Here is an 18109-nt window from a genome sequence, read left to right as displayed (position 1 = left end):
CTGTTCTTCAACAGAAGCAAGGGATTTTTTTATAGCTCTATGATTACCGAGGATCGCACTAATAATTTACAGAAAAATTTGCTCGGTTTTAGCGTCAAAGGCTTGACAGTTAATCGCCGAGGAATGAATCTATTAATGGGAATGCTTGCTGCTGTTCCCATAACTTTAGTATTGCCTGTAGATGCCCTACAGGTGAAAATGACTCCAACTAATCCTAGATTGGGAGATACGCTGTCGGTATTGATTAATCTGGATAATCCAGAGAGTAACACCAATCCAACAGTGGCTAGTGGTGAAAACACATACCCAGCATTTGAAATTGCACCCAACCAATATCGGGCTTTTATTCCTACAACTCCATTGGAAAAAGCAGGAACCAGAAAACTTAGAGTTACCGGGGATGGACAGGTACAAAACTTGGCTGTGAAAGTAAGCGATCGCAAATTCCCCGTACAACGCATAAATCTACCACCTGGCAAAGCTGGGGTGCAAGCCACAGAGTATGAACTGAAACGCGTAGCAACCTTGAAAGCACTGAAAACCCCGCAAAAGTATTGGAACGGCATCTTTCTCAAGCCAAATGCAGGTAGGATGTCAACAATCTATGGTGTACGTCGCTACTACAATGGTAAATTTGCCAAAGACTACTACCATCGTGGGGTTGACTTCGCTGGCGCAGCAGGTTCACCTGTAACCGCCCCAGCAGCTGGGCGGGTTGCTTTAGTGGGTAGAGTATCCCAAGGGTTCCGAGTTCATGGTAACGTCGTTGGCATTGACCACGGTCAAGGAGTAACCAGTATTTTTATGCACCTAAGTCGGATTAATGTCAAAGAAGGGGATGTCGTCAAACCCGGTCAATTACTTGGTGCAGTGGGTTCAACAGGTGCCTCTACAGGCCCTCATTTACACTGGGGTTTATATGTCAATGGACTATCTGTTGACCCAATACCCTGGCGAACTAGGGTCTTTAATTAATTAGTAAGGAAAATTTATTCGCTTTTGTTCAGATAGGTTGTATATTTTTGCTGAAAATTTAGGCAAAATAAATTAAATTGATACCGTCCCTACCTTACTTGGCTAGCGTAAAAATGATGAGCGTTATGAGTATTGAAAAAATTGTAGAACAAGCTCTCCAAGATGGCTATCTTACACCAGCAATGGAAGCAGAAGTTGGGCGAATCTGTGATAACGCCTCGGAACTCTCAATCGAGGAGTATATGGCGCTAGATCGTCTGATGGGAGCATTGCTAACAGGTGAGGTAGTGGCGGTACCTCGCAAACAGTTTATCAATGTTATGGAAGAGTTAGTGCTAACAGAAGCGATCGCCAGAGTAGCAGAAATTGAAGCTACTAGCGAAAGTTCCTTAGATGTGGGAGATATTGCCGCTTACGCCCTCAACCGTCTACCACCCCTGTACGCTACTACAGAAGAAGGTGCCAACTACCAGCGCCAACGCGCTAAGGCGGAACTGCAAGAATTAATTTCTCAGCAAATAGGCGAGGCAATCAGTCGCTATTTAGACCGGCCCAATTTCTTCCCAGAACGTCAGGCACTGGGTAAAAGTACTGGCAACGAAGTTGTACGCCAAGTCAGCGCTTTACTTCAGTCATACGCGCCTAACTTTGAGCAAAAATCGCAATCTTAAGAGTCATTGGTCATTGGTCATTAGTCATTAGTTTTATACACAGGACTAATGACTATTAGGAAATAGAAAAACTGTCCCCCATTCCCTAATCACGCACCACCACTTCCGTGCCTATCTTTACTTGCTCATACAGTACTCTCACATCAGGATTACGCATTCTCAGACAACCGTGAGATACAGCGCTTCCCATGACTTCGGTATCTGGTGTGCCGTGAAAACCAATGTGATTACGTCCATCTGTCCAAAAACCAATCCATCTATCCCCTAAAGGACTATCAGTACCAGCCTCAAATACTTTGCCGGTAATCGGGTGACGCCAAATCGGATGATATTGCATGTGCCTGATTTTAAAAGAACCAGTAGGCGTTTCCCAGCCTTTTTTACCTATAGCCAGGGGATAACTAGCTATAACCTCATCTCTAGCGTAAACATAAGCGCGGCGATCGCTCAAGTCAACAACGACTTGCGTCTGCTGCGCTGCTAGTCTATCAGTTAATTTTTGTGGTTCTGAAGCTTGAGATAATAAAAACAGTGGTTGGTCATTCGTTATTGGTTTCTGTGTTGCTTCTGACACAACTAATCCTGTCTTATTTGGTCGGTCAGTTGTTTTGGCTATCTTTTTTTTGCTAATTTTTTCCACATCAGCATTACGCCTAGCAGATAATTTTGGTTGAGAGTGCTGTTTGGCAACTGAGTTCTGTGTGGGTTGACTGGGAAGTGCAGACACATCTATTGCTGCTTTTTGTGAACTCGCTTGTGAGGTATTTCTGTAAACGCCTTGTGGACGGCTTTGTTGAGATTTTGATGGGGTAGAGTCTCGCGGTGGGGAAGCAGATGCTGGCTTCTCCAGTTGTTCTGCTGCTGTCGTAATCCGCCAATGGACAGCCAGAGATAAAATTGCTGTGCCAAAACAGAGCAACATGACCATACGCGCTACAGATTCATTTCTTACCATTGCTTTCGCCTATTGTTTATCCCTGACATATCCAGCCGCTTAACTTGGATCAGCTAAGCATTATATTGTCAAATTGTCAAAATTTTATCAAAACTTTTTACTTTCGTTATAAATCTGCTGATACCTTTGGGCAAACTAAGGCTATAGCAGATGATCTTGGCAGAAAAATTTTTTACTAGAAAAATCATTTTCTGGAACTATCGAAATGTAGCAATCAATCACAAATGGTGTGGGCGGGAGAAAGACCATGTTTGAAAAATTATTGCTAGCAATCACAATTACATTTTCCCTCAATTTCTTTTTTCAAGTTCGTGTACCTGAACAAACTAGTTCTGGCAATAGCTACCAGCAACACCCACAAAATACAGCAACTATTCTAGTAACAAAATCGAAAAAATAACGTTCATAGTGACCACGGTAGTTAAAATTACAGATATTGTTCCCCAGTTTTTGAAGATATCAAACAGTTCTAAAATCTAGAATGCAAAGTTTAGACACCTAAAAAGTAGCTTATTGTGGAGAAACTTTGAAGTTATCAAGTGCAAAATCTTTATCCTTATCTTTAATAACTAGATTCAATTATTTTTATCAAGCGTACATACACAGTTGCCAAAAGCAATTACATGTGCTTATTGTTGCTATGCTATATTGAAAGTGGGGAGTATAAGTATTTTCATACCTCCGTTGTGGGATTTTGACCGTGGGTGTCAAGCTTGAAAACTGGTGGGGCTTGTACTCTATTGGTTTTGGGCCAGGATGTATATAGATTAGAGTTCTTTTCCCCTACACCTCACACCCCGTTCTTGGTCTAGGATATTCCCAAACCTGTACATCTCAGTGTTCCAGTCATAAATCCGTCACTTAACCCAGGAACTTGATCTCAGTTAGCAGGTCTAATAGAAAGGGATGATTTAAAGCCAGTACGATCTATGAGTCAATCGATCACTGTATCCTGGTCAACGGTTGATGCAAAGTATCCAGAAGCATCAGTGCAAGTTGACAAGCTCTCTAATCATGATCTAATTTTGCGTTGTCAAGCAGGGCTGCGACCGGATCGTGCTGTGTTTGCAGAACTATTGCGTCGCTATCAAACTCAAGTAGATAGGGTTTTATACCATTTGGCTCCAGATTGGTCTGATAGAGCTGATTTAGCTCAAGAAGTTTGGATTCGTGTGTATCGAAATATTAACCGATTACAAGAACCTGCCAAATTTCGAGGTTGGCTCAGCCGGATTGCTACCAACTTGTTTTATGATGAGCTACGCAAACGCAAACGATTTGTTAGTCCCCTGTCGCTGGATGCACCCCGATCGCTAGACGATGGCGAAATGGATTGGGAAATCGCCGGAGATACCCCTGGCCCAGAAGAACAACTGACAACTAGAGAGTTTTACGAACAATTGCGAGAAGCGATCGCGGATTTACCAGAGGTGTTTCGTACAACTATTGTCCTGAGAGAAATCGAGGGTTTGGCATATGAAGAAATTGCCGAAATCACTGGTGTTTCTTTAGGAACTGTAAAATCAAGAATAGCTAGGGCTAGATCGAGATTGCAAGCTCAATTGCAAAATTATCTAGACATTTAGCTTACAGTATGTCTTTCCTAATAAATTGCAAAATTTAAGAATTGATTAAGAATTGTTAGGAAAATACCGATTGCTTGTGCCATCAGGAGAAAAATTGATTAATTTCTCAGGATCGTCCGCTTCTCTTCCCCGTGTATGAATTGGTAATAATGTTAATATGACTACTGATTCTCAGTTTTATGACCCTTCTCGCTGGCAGTTTCCTCAAGAGTTGTCGGATGGGGTGGCTAAGCATACCAATGAATCAACGGGCCCTATGGATATGGTGAAGCGCGATCGCTTCGAGTTATTGAGTGCTTACCTCGATGGTGAGGTAACAGCTTCCGAACGCAAGCAAGTGGAGGAATGGCTAGCAAACGATGCCTCAGTTCAATGCTTGTATGCTCGGCTGTTGAAGCTAAGACAAGGTTTGCGGACTCTCTCAGTCCCAGCAAACCAGCAGTCGCCAGAAGTAACAATGCAGCAAGTATTGACACGTCTACACCGTCGTTCCCGCGTAGCGTGGGTACTAGGAGGTGGAACCATTGCAGCTTGCTTGATCGGGTTAGTATCTAGCTTGCTGCTAGGTGGCGAATCAAGAGTACCCCAACTGGCGCAAAAACCACCAGTAGAAGCAACGAAAACTATGATTCCAGTCTCGCCGCTGATGGTGGGATTAAATAACCCAGTAATTGAAATTCCCAAAGCAGCAGTGACCTCTCCTGAAGATCCACTCAAGGAGTTACGGCCGCAACAGCGTAAGGTTGAATATGACATTAATTGAGGTGCTGAGTTAAAAAACTGCCATGCCACTTCCTACAAGAAGATAGGTGATGGCGATTAACAATAAACTGCTTTGCGGATAAATTTAGCTCCTCCACCTACCATCAAGTTGGGGGACACCTTTTGATTGGTAAACTCGCTCTAGGGTCATGATGTAAACCCAAGCCCAACCGAGGGGTAGCCCGTTTGGTTCGTAAGCAATGATCTTTTGCCGAGTGTAGAGATTTTCTGACATTTGTCTAGTGGGTTGATAATCTTCTAAGACATCTAACTCGTTGAGAATCCCTAAATCGGTAAAAGAAAGTAAATAACCGTGGACTTGACTGTCTCCAAGCGTCATGGCTGGGTAGCCCATCGGTAACGCAAATAGTTTACCTAATACAAATGCTTTTCTAGCATCGATTACCTTGCTAGCACAATATTTTTGATAATTAGCTTCACCTGGTTTGAGCGTACCGTAGACAAAAACCTGTACCAAACCAGAAAATTTTATATTTGATTCAATCATTACCTAATTTTTACCAACTGATTACCTTGCCCACCATCTACAATATGGAGGCAGACACGATTACAGATCCAGTAGGAGAATTTTCGGTGGATTTCCGATATACACCAGCAGCAATTGAGGAAAAATGGCAAAAAACATGGGCAGAACTTGGCTTAGATCAAACACCCATCGTTGATGACAAGCCAAAATTCTATGCTTTGTCCATGTTCCCTTATCCATCGGGTAGCCTACACATGGGTCACGTCCGTAATTATACAATTACTGATGTGATTGCCCGCCTTAAGCGAATGCAAGGGTATCGGGTACTGCACCCAATGGGTTGGGATGCCTTTGGCTTGCCAGCAGAAAATGCCGCTATTGACCGTGGTGTTCCGCCGGCAAAGTGGACTTATCAAAATATTGCTCAAATGCGGCAGCAATTGCAGCGTCTTGGTTTTTCTATCGACTGGGAACGCGAAGTTGCTACCTGTTCCCCAGACTATTACAAGTGGACACAATGGATTTTCTTGCAGTTTTTGCAGGCGGGGTTAGCTTACCAAAAAGAAGCGGCGGTAAACTGGGATCCTGTTGACCAAACTGTGTTGGCAAACGAACAAGTTGATAGCGAAGGGCGTTCTTGGCGTAGCGGGGCAGAAGTTGAGCGCAAATTGTTACGGCAGTGGTTTTTTAAGATTACCGACTACGCCGAAGAATTACTCAATGATTTAGATAAGTTGACAGGTTGGCCAGAACGTGTGAAGTTGATGCAAGCCAACTGGATTGGTAAATCCACAGGCGCTTATTTAGAATTTGCGATCGCTGGCAGTGACGAAAAAATTGGCGTGTATACCACACGCCCAGACACAGTTTATGGTGTTAGCTATTTGGTGTTAGCACCAGAACACCCATTAACCAAGCGCGTTACCACCAAAGAACAGCAAGCGGCAGTAGAAGCTTTTATTAAAGAAGTTTCCCGTCAAAGTGAGTTAGAACGCACTGCGGAAGACAAGCCCAAACGAGGCGTCTCCACGGGTGGGAAAGCTATTAATCCTTTCACAGGAGATGAGGTTCCCATTTTGATTGCTGACTATGTACTGTATGAATATGGTACAGGGGCAGTGATGGGTGTACCAGCGCATGATGTCCGAGATTTTAAGTTTGCTCAAACTTACGATTTGCCGATTGATTTTGTGATCGCTTCCCCAGAAGATGTGGCAGGTTTTGATTTAACTCCCACATTAGAGACAGATGAAATTACACAACTCATCCAGATTGATTACAACGAGGCATACACTGAACCAGGAATTTTAATCAATTCTGGGCTTTTTACTGGCATGACTTCTACTGATGCTAAGCAAGCAATAATCGAGTATGCCGAAAAAGAAGGTTTCGGTAAATTGCGAGTCCAGTATCGCTTACGGGATTGGTTAATTTCACGCCAACGCTACTGGGGCGCACCAATACCTGTAATTCATTGTCCCCAATGTGGAATTGTGCCAGTACCTGACAAAGATTTACCTGTGCAGTTACCGGAAGATATCGAATTTACTGGGCGTAGTGGTTCGCCGTTGACTCAGTTAGCAGACTGGGTAAATGTACCTTGTCCAACCTGTGGCACGCCAGCGAAGCGAGAAACTGACACGATGGATACTTTTATTGATTCCTCGTGGTATTTCTTGCGCTTTACCGACGCTAAGAACGAACAGCAAGTTTTTGATTCTAGTAAAACTAATGACTGGATGCCAGTTGATCAGTATGTAGGTGGTATTGAACACGCGATTTTACATCTGTTATATTCACGGTTCTTTACTAAGGTGTTGCGAGATAGGGGCTTGTTGAACTTTGACGAACCCTTCCAACGTTTGTTGACTCAAGGCATGGTACAGGGTTTAACTTACTTGAATCCCAATAAGTCTGGTAAAGATAAATGGATTGCTTCTAATCTTGTTGACCCGGCTGACCCCCGTGATCCTCGGACAGGAGAACCGTTACAGCAGCTTTATGCTACGATGTCCAAGTCCAAGGGTAATGGTGTAGCACCAGAAGATGTCATTGCCAAATATGGTGTAGACACAGCGCGGATGTTCATTTTGTTCAAAGCACCTCCAGAAAAAGATTTGGAGTGGGATGAAGCTGATGTCAAAGGACAATTCCGCTTTTTAAATGATGTTTGGCAATTGGCAAGTGATTTTACTAGTAAGCCAAGAGTAGTTAGTAATCAGCAGACACAACTGAGTAAATCGGAAAAGGATTTGCGTCAGGTAATTCACACTGCCATTCAAAAAACCACCGAAGATGTAGAAGGTGAGTATCAATTTAACACTGCTGTGTCAGAGTTGATGAAATTGCGAAATGCTTTAAAAGAAGCTAATTGTCAAGATTCACCTATTTATGCAGAGGGTATTGAAACATTGGTGGTGTTGCTAGCACCTTTTGCACCCCACATTGCTGATGAATTGTGGCATCAATTAGGCAACGTCGAGTCAGTGCATAAGCAAACTTGGCCATCTTATGATCCTCAAGCGTTGGTAGCTGATGAAATTCCTTTGGTGATTCAGATTAATGGTAAAACTCGCGGTGCGATTCAAGTACCAGCGTCAGCTGATAAAGCGGCGCAGGAGAAGTATGCCCGCGAATCAGAAGTTGCCCAGCGTTACCTTGAGGGAAAGGAGATTAAGAAGGTGATTGTGGTACCTGGAAAGTTGGTGAATTTTGTCGTTGGTCATTAGTCCTTTGTCATTTGTAGTACGAAGGATTATTCACACTCCCCATAGCAAGCAGTCCTATCGGATTGTGGCTGTTAAGAATTAGGATCATGGAATAGGGAACAATGCATCTACTTAACTGGTATATTTTTATCCCTAAACGCTGGCTTAATCCTTTACTGTTGCTGATTTGGTTGCTTATCGGCATCGGTTTGCGCTTGGCTAACTTAACTAGCAAGCCGCCTTGGACTGATGAATTTTCTACCTTGGTGTTTAGTTTAGGGAATAGTTTTTTATCAGTACCTTTGGATCAGGCCATCACCCCTGATATTCTCTTGCAGCCACTCCAACCCCAAGCTAATGCTAGTATTCAAGACGTATGGGAACATCTGAGTCATGAAACGAACCACCCGCCACTGTATTTTTTCTTAGCTCACTGGTGGATGCAGTTATTTCCGGCACAGGGGGGTTTAGTTGATTTGTGGGGGGCGCGATCGCTTGCTGCTCTTTTGGGCGCGGCATCGGTTCTGGCTATTTATATCGTCAGTTGGTTAGCTTTTCGCTCTCGCTTAGTTGGTCATCTAGCTGCGGCGATGATGGCAGTATCACCTTACAGCATTTTTTTAGCACAAGAAGCACGTCATTACACTTTGGCTATTCTGTGGGTAATCGCTTCTCTTGCCTGCCTAGTCATTACTACGCGTCATATCCAAAATCGTACACAGTTACCCGTGTGGATCGCACTCTTTTGGGTAGGCATTAATGCTTTAGGTATTGCAACTCATTACTTCTTTGCTCTTACCCTCTGTGCGGAAGCTCTAGTTTTAATAGTTCTGGCTTGGCGACATCATCCTCTTTCCCCTCCTTGGGTGAGGATCTATAGCGTTGCGATCGGCACTTTTGTCGCAGGTTTGGTTTGGCTACCAATATTTTTACAGAATACTTATGGGAGTAAATTGACAGACTGGATACAAGAGCCGCGTGTGGGATTTGCTTGGCTAAGCCCAATTTTCCAAGCTTTGGCAGCATGGATTACGATGATTTGCTTGCTACCAGTTGAAGCACCACAATTAGCGGTAGTGATTGTTTCTGGTTTGGTGATGCTGATTTTCTTTATTTGGGCAGTACCGATTTTAGTTCGCGGGTGGCAATTACAGTTACAAACATCAGAAACTCGTCTGATGATTCAGATGTTAACTGGAGTAATTGTTGGGGCGATCACTTTATTTTTTATCTTCACCTATTGTCTTGGTATCGACCTAACTAGGGGCGCTCGTTATAACTTTGTTTACTTTCCTGCTGTGATGATTTTAGTAGGAGCAAGTCTTGCAGTTTGTTGGCATCTTCCTCAAGAATTAATCATAGAAAAAAATGCCAACAAATCCGTCTTTAAAAAAGTAGAACAAAATTTTTCAGAACTAGGTAAATGGGGAATAAATGGCAAAAAAGCTGTAATATTAATCTGGCTCATGGGTTTTTTGAGTGCAGTTACAGTAGTTTGTAACTTCGGCTATCAAAAATACTACCGTCCTGACCTTTTTGTACAGCTAATTCAACAAACATCCAAAGCGCAAATACTAATTGCCACTACACAATTAACTCACGTCCAAATTGGTGAAATGATGGGGATAGTGAGGGAATTTAAAATCCAAAATCATGCCTCTGTATCTCCTCTGTTTCTCCTTGCTCATCAAGACCAAAATCCCAACACTTCTACAATTGCTCTCGGAAATACCTTAAAAACATTACCAAGACCCTTTGATTTATGGCTGGTTAATTTCCATGCCTCTGTAGCAGCAGAAGTCAAAACATGTAGCGCTGAAACTCAATCTTTGCCAGCGGTAAACGGCTATGAATACAAAGTTTATCATTGCATTAAAAGGGAACAGGGTGAACCCTCATTATAGTATTTCCTAAGTTCGGTAGTTCAAAATATCACTATCCCATTTAATTCTGATAACATCTGCTCAAGCATATCTTCCATAATTTCTTGATTCAAAGAGCGCAGAATAGCTGGGCCATTGAGAAATTCTTTAATAGTAATATTCTTTTGTTTAAAGTTATTGACAAAATCACGAATTTCTGTAATTACATGAATCTGATCTTCTATTGTTTCTAACATCTGTCCAATAGGATCAATGCCTTTTTTAGCAGCTTTACGAGAATCAGAAACTATTGCTCCTTCTGGAGTATTTTTTACTAGACGTAGTTCCCTTTTCAAGTTTTCATATTGAGTTTGGAGAATTTCATTTTGCTGTTCTAAACTTCTACATTTTCGTGTTAAATCATCCTCGCTATTATAGTCAATAGTTTCGCCCACTTGTTGCTGTCGTTCAATTTCTAAAAGTCGTGCCAAATCTCCATCTTGGTAGGCTTTATTAATTTCCTTCATAATCTCTGTATGGTACATCTGGGTTTCGCTGTCTTTTACCTTATCAGGATGAAAGATTTCAGCTAACCTCAGAAATGTTTGACGAATTTTTCTAGATTCATCTGTTCTAGCTACAGACGGAGATTCAGGAAACTGTTGTGCTTGCCAATTTTGATGGCGATATTCAGCGTTTTCTTGCGAAAAATCATCTTCTGGCTCGGAGTTTTCAAACAGTTCGTCTATTTCTGTATCTGGCTGTTCGTTCTGAGATTTTGGACTGATGATTCCTGCCATCTGAAGGCTATGGTAAATTGCTTCTATATTTTTTTGGGTTTGTTTACCAAACTTTCTGGTGGAAAAAATTTCATTAAACAGAGTGTGGATTTCTTTATCTAGCTCTGCCATTTTTTGGAAACTAGGCGTGGCTCGATGAAATACATCCGTGGCTAAAGAACGCATCTGTTCAACAAAGTTCTTTAGTTCTGTCCGCTTTCTCTTAATCTGTTTCAGTAGCGATTGGTGTTCTTTTTCTAGAGTCTCTAGACGGATATGTAATTCAGAGAGAGCCAGTGGTGTTGTGGTAGTCGAGTGGGATGGGGTTTTTCTAGGCATAGAAGACGTATGTAAGTTCAAAGGGTAAAAAATGACAGAACTATCAAAGTCGTTAAATCAATGCTCAAAGAAGATACCTAATTGATGATACATGATCCCTAACCAGCGGATTCTTAATACAGCTTAGTTATGTGTTGTAATGTTGTAATAAACTTTCTTGCGGAACAGTCAAGATACCCGCCACGGACGGGCAAGACGCCCATCCCACAAGAGTTCTTTTTAATACAACATTTAAGGCTAAACACTTAATTGAACCGTATTGTGTAATAGACCACTCATTGGATATACCACAAAAGTCTGACTTAGGACAGTGGCGATAAACGTGTGTTGCTATAAGAATTAATTATAAGTACATAAAAATGAGTTTTATATTCTATGCTTTCACCTTGGCAAATTCCACTTCCGTTGGAAGAGTCTACACCGATTCGAGTCGTTGTTTACTTTTTCTCCAATAGTAAATGGGTTCCAATCAAGTTCTGCACCCTAAATAAGGCAGTTAAGCTTTGTTATGAGGCACTGCTAATCAATAAGGAAATGTTTTTATTTCCTGTGGACTTAGATCCCAACGACTTCTATGGTTCTTTGAACTGAATTGTGTGAGTTCAACCCGATTATTTTCTTTGACTATATACATGTTAATTTTCTGTTATTGGTGTCATTTGTCATTAATTAATGACAAATGACACCAATAACCAAAGACTGTGCAGATGTAAGGCACGTTAGCTTAAATCATGATGAGTAAATGACTTGGCATTTTCTCCGGTGTAGGTTGCAACAATATGACCATCACCAGTCATTTGATATTTGTATGTTACTAATCCCTCTAAACCAACAGGGCCACGAGGCGGCATTTGTTGAGTACTAATCCCTACCTCTGCACCAAAACCATAGCGGAAACCATCAGCAAAACGGGTAGAGCAATTGTGAAATACTCCAGCTGAATTTACTAGTCCAAAGAAAGCTTCAGCAGTAGTGACATCTTCGGTAATAATCGCATCGGTATGACGAGAACCATATTGATTAATATGAGCGATCGCATCTTCTAAAGACTCTACAATCTTAATTGACAAAATAAAATCGCTATATTCTGTTTCCCAATCTGTTTCTGTTGCTGTGGCAATGTTTGGTAAAATTGCTAGAGTGCGTTTATCGCCTCTTAATTCTACATGACGTGCTTGCAAAGCTTCAGCAACTTTTGGTAAAAATTCAGGTGCGATCGCTTGGTGAATTAACAAAGTTTCGATTGCATTACAAACAGCAGGATATTGGGCTTTGGCATCAACTGCTATAGTAATTGCTTTGCTAATATCAGCAGCTTTGTCTACATAAAGATGACAAATGCCATCAGCATGTCCTAATACAGGAATCCGAGTATTTTCCTGCACAAGCCTAACAAAAGAGTTAGACCCTCTAGGAATAATTAAATCGACATATTTATCTAACTGCAAAAGTTCTAGAGTTTCTTCTCTAGTTGTTAACAATTGCACTGCATCGGGATTAACAGCAGTTTGAGATAAACCTTGTTTAATTGCTTTAACAATTGCTTCACAAGAACGAACAGCTTCGCTACCACCTTTGAGAATTACACCATTACCAGACTTAATAGCCAACGAAACTATTTGAATTGCTGCCTCTGGACGTGCTTCAAAAATAATTCCCAAAACACCCAAAGGACAAGTGATTCGCTTCAGAACTAAGCCAGTATCAAGTTCGCGGTGAATTTGTATTTGACCTACCGGATCTGCTAGCTTGCCTACATCTTGTACTCCGGTGATCGCATCTCTTAGTTTATGTTCATCTAGCTGCAAACGCTTGTAAAGTGGTTTGGGAATGACATCAACAGCAGCTTGGCAATCTACAAGATTTGCTTGCAATATTTCATCTTTTGCTGATTCTAAAGCTTGAGCGATCATTGCGAGCGCTTGATTTTTTGCTTCAGTAGAGAGAATCGCCAGCGAACTTGCAGCTTGGCGAGTGTGTTGAGCGCTCGTAATTAAAGGGGAAGTAACATCAGTAATAGTCATGTCACACAAAAACTTTTAAATATGGCAATAATACTTTGCCTTTCCTTATCCTACCAACCTTTGACCAACGGCATCGTAAGTATAAGTTGTGGTTTAAGTCATAAACTTATGCTCTCAAATCAAGATTTACCTAGCCTGCTGCCACGTATTTTACAACACATTAACTTGCGCGAAAATCTTCCTAAGTATATAGTATTTGGGAGGTTTATTTGAACGCGATCGCACACATAATTAATTACTTAAAAGTTAACCGTGGCGATCGCAATTTAACTACATTCCTTGCAATACTTGGCGAATAACATCTGAAGGCACTTCATCAGTAACTTTTACAACACCAATCTGCGTTGGTAAAACGAACCGGACTTTACCCGCTTTAACTTTTTTGTCTAATTGTAACGAGTCTATAATTGCTTCAATATTCAACCCATCTGGTAACTGAGTCGGTAAACCCGTTTTTTGAATTAAAATATTTTGCCGTTCTGTATCTTCTTTTTGCCATAGTCCTAGTTCCACGGCGATTTTTCCTGCTGCTACCATGCCAATAGCGACTGCTTCACCGTGATTTACTAGACGATAACCAGTTAAGCTTTCCACTGCATGACCGATGGTATGACCATAATTAAGAATTGCCCGCAGTCCGGCTTCTTTCTCATCTTTGCCGACAACATCAGCTTTTGCTTGACAAGAGTGCGTTAATATGAAATCCACCAAATCAGCTTTTACATAGCGGAGTTGGTCGAGGCGTTTACTTGCTTCTAACTGAGTGAATAATTCTGCATCCCAAATGACGCCGTATTTAATCACCTCTGCCATTCCGGCTCGAAATTCCCGCATCGGCAGAGTTTTTAGCACTGCGGGGTCAACTAACACCAGACGTGGTTGATGGAATGCCCCAATCAAGTTTTTACCACGGGGATGATTAACACCTGTTTTGCCACCAATTGCCGAATCTACCATTGCTAAGAGAGTGGTAGGCACTTGCACCACATTAATCCCTCGTAGCCAAGTTGCTGCTGCAAAGCCAGCCATATCACCAACTACACCTCCCCCCAAAGCCACCATTGTCGAGGAACGTTCTAGACGGTTTTCCAAAGCAGCGTCATAGATTTTTTGGATAGAGTTGAGGTTTTTGTAGCGTTCACCTGGTGGGAGAGTGCAGCTAGCAACTTCAAATCCAGCAGATTTTAAAGATGCGATCGCTTTTTCCCCATAATATTTAAAAATAGTCGGGTTAGAAACCAGCAGTACCTTTTTGCCCAGGTTTAAACTGCTCATCCGTTCACCTAATTGATCTAAACTTGCAGATGCGATCGCAATCTCATAAGACTGCTCTGGTAGATTCACACTAATTACAGAAGTCATTACCCAACCCAAAAAGCGCCTGTGGGCTGTATTCTATCGCAATCTTGAAAAGGGGGGATGAGGGTTGACAGGTGTAGGTTTTTGAGATTTAGCGTTTTGAACAACGTGGGGATAGAGAGATACGGGGACGCGGTGAGACAGCGAGTAAAGGAGGGTTTCCCTCCGCAGGCGACTGCGTTAGCGAGCTTGCGAGCGTCACCCAAAGGGGGACGCGTTTAAAGATTTTGGAACCAATTCCCAATTCCCCATTCCCTATTCCTCATCCCAAATGATTCAATAGATTTAGTGAAGTATTGTGGAGAAAAAATAAATGTTTGCAATAATTGCCTACATCGTCTTCTTGGGTTTGTTCTTTGGTATAGCTCTTGGTCTGTTTTTCGGTCTGCGTACTGCCAAGATAATCTAATCGACCTTGTTGCAGGATAGGAGGGGATGCACTTCGACTTCGCTCAGTGACCGGGAAATTTTCCCCGCGTCTTTGCGTCCCCGCGTCCCCATTCTCCATTCCCTTGCGCTACTATATGCCCTATTGCCTTTGTGCAATTACGTGAGGAGTAGTGCAGGTCAAACACAAACATGACAGAAGAATTGAAAACACAGGGTACAGATCATCTTGTTGCTATTGCTGATCAATTCGCGCTTCAAGGTAAGGTGATAAGCGTTCAAGCATTTGGAAGTGGTAATGTCAATGATACCTTCCTGGTAACATTGGATGCTTCAGCAGAAAAGCATTTTGTTTTACAAAGAATTAATATGCGGGTATTTCGTCAGCCCGAACTGATCATGCAGAATATGCGTGCCTATACTGATCATGTTCGTCAGCGTTTACAATGCAGTCCTCTTAACCGCCGCTGGGAAGTACCGCGCGTATTGCCAACTAAAAATGCTCAAGACTACTGGAGAGATACTAACAGCTCATTTTGGCGAGCGATTAGCTTTATCTCAGCCTCGCAATCTTTTGACACCATGCAAAGCAGCTCACACGCCCAAGAAATTGGCTATGCTTTGGGGATGTTCCACAATCTCATTAGTGACCTGTCGCCGGAAAAACTTGCCGACACCCTTGTAGGGTTTCATATCACACCTCTTTACCTTCAACATTACAACGAAGTTTTGACAAAAACTAGTGTGCGTCAATCTCCTGAAGTTAATTATTGCTTACAATTTGTTAGCGATCGCCAACTCTTGGCACACGTATTAGAAAATGCCAAAACCAAAGGTAAGCTACCGTTACGCTTGATGCATGGCGATCCTAAAATCAATAATGTGATGTTTGATACTGCTACTCAAAAAGCTGTCAGTGTCATTGATCTTGATACTGTTAAACCTGGTCTGGTACATTACGACATTGGCGATTGTTTGCGATCGGGCTGTAATCCTGCTGGAGAAGAAACCACAGCATGGGAAGATATATATTTTGATACTGAATTGTGTCAAGAAATTTTAACTGGTTATCTCTCTGTGGCGAAGGCGTTTCTTACAGAAAATGACTATATCTACATGTACGATGCGATTCGTCTCATTGCTTTTGAATTAGGGCTGAGATTCTTTGCTGATTATTTAGCAGGAAATATCTACTTCAAAGTCAAGCATCCAGAACACAACCTCGCGAGGGCACTAGTTCAGTTTAAGCTTACCGAGAGTATCGAATCTCAAGAAACCAAGATTCGTGCCATCATCCAAGACGTGAAATGAACCAGCAGTCATTTTATTTGCTACCTTTCCCCTCTGGCGAGTCCTTGCCGGATTTAAACATTTTAGGTAATATCGCCCGACATGTTAATATATTGAGCATCAATCACACACTAGTGGGCAACTTGCAAGAAGTTGTTATTACTCCACCATCAGACACAGCAGTGCGAAAGCATGAGTTATGGAAAGATACTTGCTTTGAGTTCTTTCTTGGCATCAAGAATTCTCAACGCTATTGGGAATTTAACTTGTCGCCTGCTGGACACTGGAATATCTATCGTTTTGATGGGTATCGTCAAGGAATGCAAGAGGAAACAGCTTTTACAACACTCCCGTTTAGTGTGCAGCAGCAGTTTGATAGTTTGACACTGGCTTTAGATATCGATTTAAGTAAAATCATTTCAGCAGCTCAAGCCCTTGAAGTTGCCATTACCACTGTCATCAAAAATCAAGACAGCGCGGTGAGTTACTGGGCGTTAACTCATCGAGGTGCAGAGGCTGACTTTCATCGGCGAGATAGTTTTGTAATTGAGTTGTGATCTGGAGCTAAATAAAACGGTGTGAAAAAACTATTATTCTATCTACGAGACACCTAGAATTACAGAACGAAGTGTATTGATAAAGTTTTGAGCATAACGTTGTGTAGAGAAATCTAGGGCACGCTGTCGCGCTGCTACTCCGGCACTTTGAGCAAATTCTTGTTCATCAAGATAGCGGATAATAGCGATCGCCAACTGAGCTGCATCGCCATAGGGTGTTAGCATTCCATTGACACCGTTAGTAATAATCTCAGTTGGGCCTCCGGCATTACCCGCAATTACTGGTTTACCAAGAGCCATAGCTTCAATAATCACTATTCCAAATGGTTCTTGATCCGATGCATGAACGAATACATCCATTGCTTGTATCCATTCTGGGATATTACGCTGTAGCCCAGCCATAATTACCCGCTGATTTAACCCCAAAGCTGCTATCTCTGCTTTTAACAAGTCTTCATAGTCTGGTTCTAAATCATGCTTTCCCCCAACTATTACACAATGAGCATCTGGGTACTTTTGCAATACTTTCGGCATTGCTTGCACTAATACATGCATTCCCTTCCATCGCTGCAATCGTCCAACAATTCCAATTAATGGCCCATGCAATGGCAAACCTAACTTTCGTCGTGCTTGTTCAGCAGAAGGTAGGCTAGAAGGTTCAAATCTGTCTAATGCTACACCAGGGTAGACTAAGGCTGTTGGTCTGTGGGGCCAAATCTGCGCTTGTGCCTGTTTACCATCTTGGGAGAGGGTGATAATTGCACGCGCAGGTAATAGAGTAGCAAGCCGCACTAACCAAGCCTTGTCAGTTGGTACTTCTAGTTGATACCACACAGCAGGTATCCCCGCTAGCATCGCTGCTAGACCTCCCGATATATGGGTAATCCACATCCAATTGACTATTACATTTGCTTTTTCACGACGGGCGATCGCTGCTATCCTAAAAACTGCAACAATCAAACGGTGAAATTGACGCAGACGACCGATTTTGACAATTCGCGTATCAATGCTAAGGGACTGGATTTGTGCAACCATCGGGCCGTCTTCTAAAAAGATTACCAACCACTCAACACCTGCGTTACGTCCCTGCTGCATCAAATCCCAAAGCATCATTTCACCGCCACCTTTTTGTTCGGCTAACGGCATCACAACTATTGCTTTCATATAAATGCCTTTTATGATTGCAAATTTTTAAACTGTTTTATAGTATTTGTGAGCTTAGTTGCCATAACAGGGTTTTCTATTGTGTAAATTAGTCATGATTTTATTACACTAAACCCCAACCTACCAATGCTTATGCAACGCTATTTGTATTTATATCATGTCCGTTTAAAGACTTATGATTTGGCTGACGCGGAGATAGGGAGA

The 18109-nt window shown here is 42.1% G+C and carries 16 protein-coding genes; 10 read left to right on the top strand and 6 right to left on the bottom strand.

Annotated elements, in window-relative coordinates:
* Positions 1 to 39 precede the first annotated feature (39 nt).
* Together AC5JMF_RS07215 and AC5JMF_RS07210 are read left to right on the top strand one after the other, a co-directional pair.
* Positions 40 to 975: a M23 family metallopeptidase gene (locus tag AC5JMF_RS07215; protein ID WP_495795022.1), complete on the top strand. Its 936-nt coding sequence runs from the start codon at positions 40 to 42 to the stop codon at positions 973 to 975.
* 125 nt (positions 976 to 1100) lie between these two features.
* On the top strand, positions 1101 to 1646 hold the full coding sequence (locus tag AC5JMF_RS07210) for a late competence development ComFB family protein (protein ID WP_495795021.1): 546 nt from the start codon (positions 1101 to 1103) through the stop codon (positions 1644 to 1646).
* Between the two features lie 85 nt (positions 1647 to 1731).
* Here AC5JMF_RS07210 and AC5JMF_RS07205 read toward each other — a convergent pair whose 3' ends face one another.
* Positions 1732 to 2601: a L,D-transpeptidase gene (locus tag AC5JMF_RS07205; protein WP_495795020.1), complete on the bottom strand. Its 870-nt coding sequence runs from the start codon at positions 2599 to 2601 to the stop codon at positions 1732 to 1734.
* Between the two features lie 247 nt (positions 2602 to 2848).
* On the opposite strand from AC5JMF_RS07205, the gene AC5JMF_RS07200 reads away from it, so the two are divergent.
* The 3 genes from AC5JMF_RS07200 (at position 2849) to AC5JMF_RS07190 (ending at position 4950) form a co-directional block, all read left to right on the top strand.
* On the top strand, positions 2849 to 3001 hold the full coding sequence (locus tag AC5JMF_RS07200; RefSeq protein ID WP_495795019.1) for a QAALIT motif small membrane protein: 153 nt from the start codon (positions 2849 to 2851) through the stop codon (positions 2999 to 3001).
* 529 nt (positions 3002 to 3530) lie between these two features.
* On the top strand, positions 3531 to 4187 hold the full coding sequence (locus AC5JMF_RS07195; RefSeq protein WP_495795018.1) for a sigma-70 family RNA polymerase sigma factor: 657 nt from the start codon (positions 3531 to 3533) through the stop codon (positions 4185 to 4187).
* A gap of 157 nt (positions 4188 to 4344) precedes the next feature.
* The gene (locus AC5JMF_RS07190; protein ID WP_495795017.1) at positions 4345 to 4950 is read left to right on the top strand and encodes an anti-sigma factor family protein; all 606 of its coding nucleotides are present in this window, start codon (positions 4345 to 4347) and stop codon (positions 4948 to 4950) included.
* Between the two features lie 84 nt (positions 4951 to 5034).
* Here AC5JMF_RS07190 and AC5JMF_RS07185 read toward each other — a convergent pair whose 3' ends face one another.
* Complete coding sequence (locus AC5JMF_RS07185) at positions 5035 to 5457, bottom strand: gamma-glutamylcyclotransferase family protein (RefSeq protein ID WP_495795016.1); 423 nt, start codon at positions 5455 to 5457, stop codon at positions 5035 to 5037.
* A gap of 86 nt (positions 5458 to 5543) precedes the next feature.
* Here AC5JMF_RS07185 and leuS point away from each other — a divergent pair, with 86 nt between their 5' ends.
* Together leuS and AC5JMF_RS07175 are read left to right on the top strand one after the other, a co-directional pair.
* A complete protein-coding gene (gene leuS / locus AC5JMF_RS07180) occupies positions 5544 to 8165 on the top strand; it encodes a leucine--tRNA ligase (protein ID WP_495795047.1) in 2622 nt (873 codons plus the stop codon).
* A gap of 101 nt (positions 8166 to 8266) precedes the next feature.
* Complete coding sequence (locus AC5JMF_RS07175) at positions 8267 to 10048, top strand: glycosyltransferase family 39 protein (RefSeq protein WP_495795015.1); 1782 nt, start codon at positions 8267 to 8269, stop codon at positions 10046 to 10048.
* A 20-nt stretch (positions 10049 to 10068) separates the two neighbouring features.
* Here AC5JMF_RS07175 and AC5JMF_RS07170 read toward each other — a convergent pair whose 3' ends face one another.
* The 3 genes from AC5JMF_RS07170 to aroB form a co-directional block, all read right to left on the bottom strand.
* Positions 10069 to 11124: a J domain-containing protein gene (locus AC5JMF_RS07170; RefSeq protein ID WP_495795014.1), complete on the bottom strand. Its 1056-nt coding sequence runs from the start codon at positions 11122 to 11124 to the stop codon at positions 10069 to 10071.
* Positions 11125 to 11843: 719 nt separating this feature from the next.
* Entirely contained in the window at positions 11844 to 13148 is a 1305-nt protein-coding gene (locus AC5JMF_RS07165) for a glutamate-5-semialdehyde dehydrogenase (RefSeq protein ID WP_495795013.1), read from the bottom strand.
* 270 nt (positions 13149 to 13418) lie between these two features.
* Entirely contained in the window at positions 13419 to 14510 is a 1092-nt protein-coding gene (aroB, locus tag AC5JMF_RS07160; protein WP_495795012.1) for a 3-dehydroquinate synthase, read from the bottom strand.
* Between the two features lie 310 nt (positions 14511 to 14820).
* On the opposite strand from aroB, the gene petL reads away from it, so the two are divergent.
* The 3 genes from petL (at position 14821) to AC5JMF_RS07145 (ending at position 16741) form a co-directional block, all read left to right on the top strand.
* Positions 14821 to 14916, top strand: a complete 96-nt coding sequence (petL, locus tag AC5JMF_RS07155) for a cytochrome b6-f complex subunit PetL (protein WP_495795011.1) — start codon at positions 14821 to 14823, stop codon at positions 14914 to 14916.
* 170 nt (positions 14917 to 15086) lie between these two features.
* The gene (locus AC5JMF_RS07150) at positions 15087 to 16205 is read left to right on the top strand and encodes a phosphotransferase enzyme family protein (RefSeq protein WP_495795010.1); all 1119 of its coding nucleotides are present in this window, start codon (positions 15087 to 15089) and stop codon (positions 16203 to 16205) included.
* Complete coding sequence (locus AC5JMF_RS07145) at positions 16202 to 16741, top strand: DOMON-like domain-containing protein (protein WP_495795009.1); 540 nt, start codon at positions 16202 to 16204, stop codon at positions 16739 to 16741. Before AC5JMF_RS07150 ends, AC5JMF_RS07145 begins: the two co-directional genes overlap by 4 nt.
* Positions 16742 to 16783: 42 nt before the next feature.
* Here the strand turns inward: AC5JMF_RS07145 and AC5JMF_RS07140 are convergent, their stop codons facing one another.
* Positions 16784 to 17905: a glycosyltransferase gene (locus tag AC5JMF_RS07140; protein ID WP_495795008.1), complete on the bottom strand. Its 1122-nt coding sequence runs from the start codon at positions 17903 to 17905 to the stop codon at positions 16784 to 16786.
* Positions 17906 to 18109 lie beyond the last annotated feature (204 nt).

The sequence above is a fragment of the Desmonostoc vinosum genome, from assembly GCF_059505385.1.
This window is presented reverse-complemented; position numbering and strand designations above follow the sequence as displayed.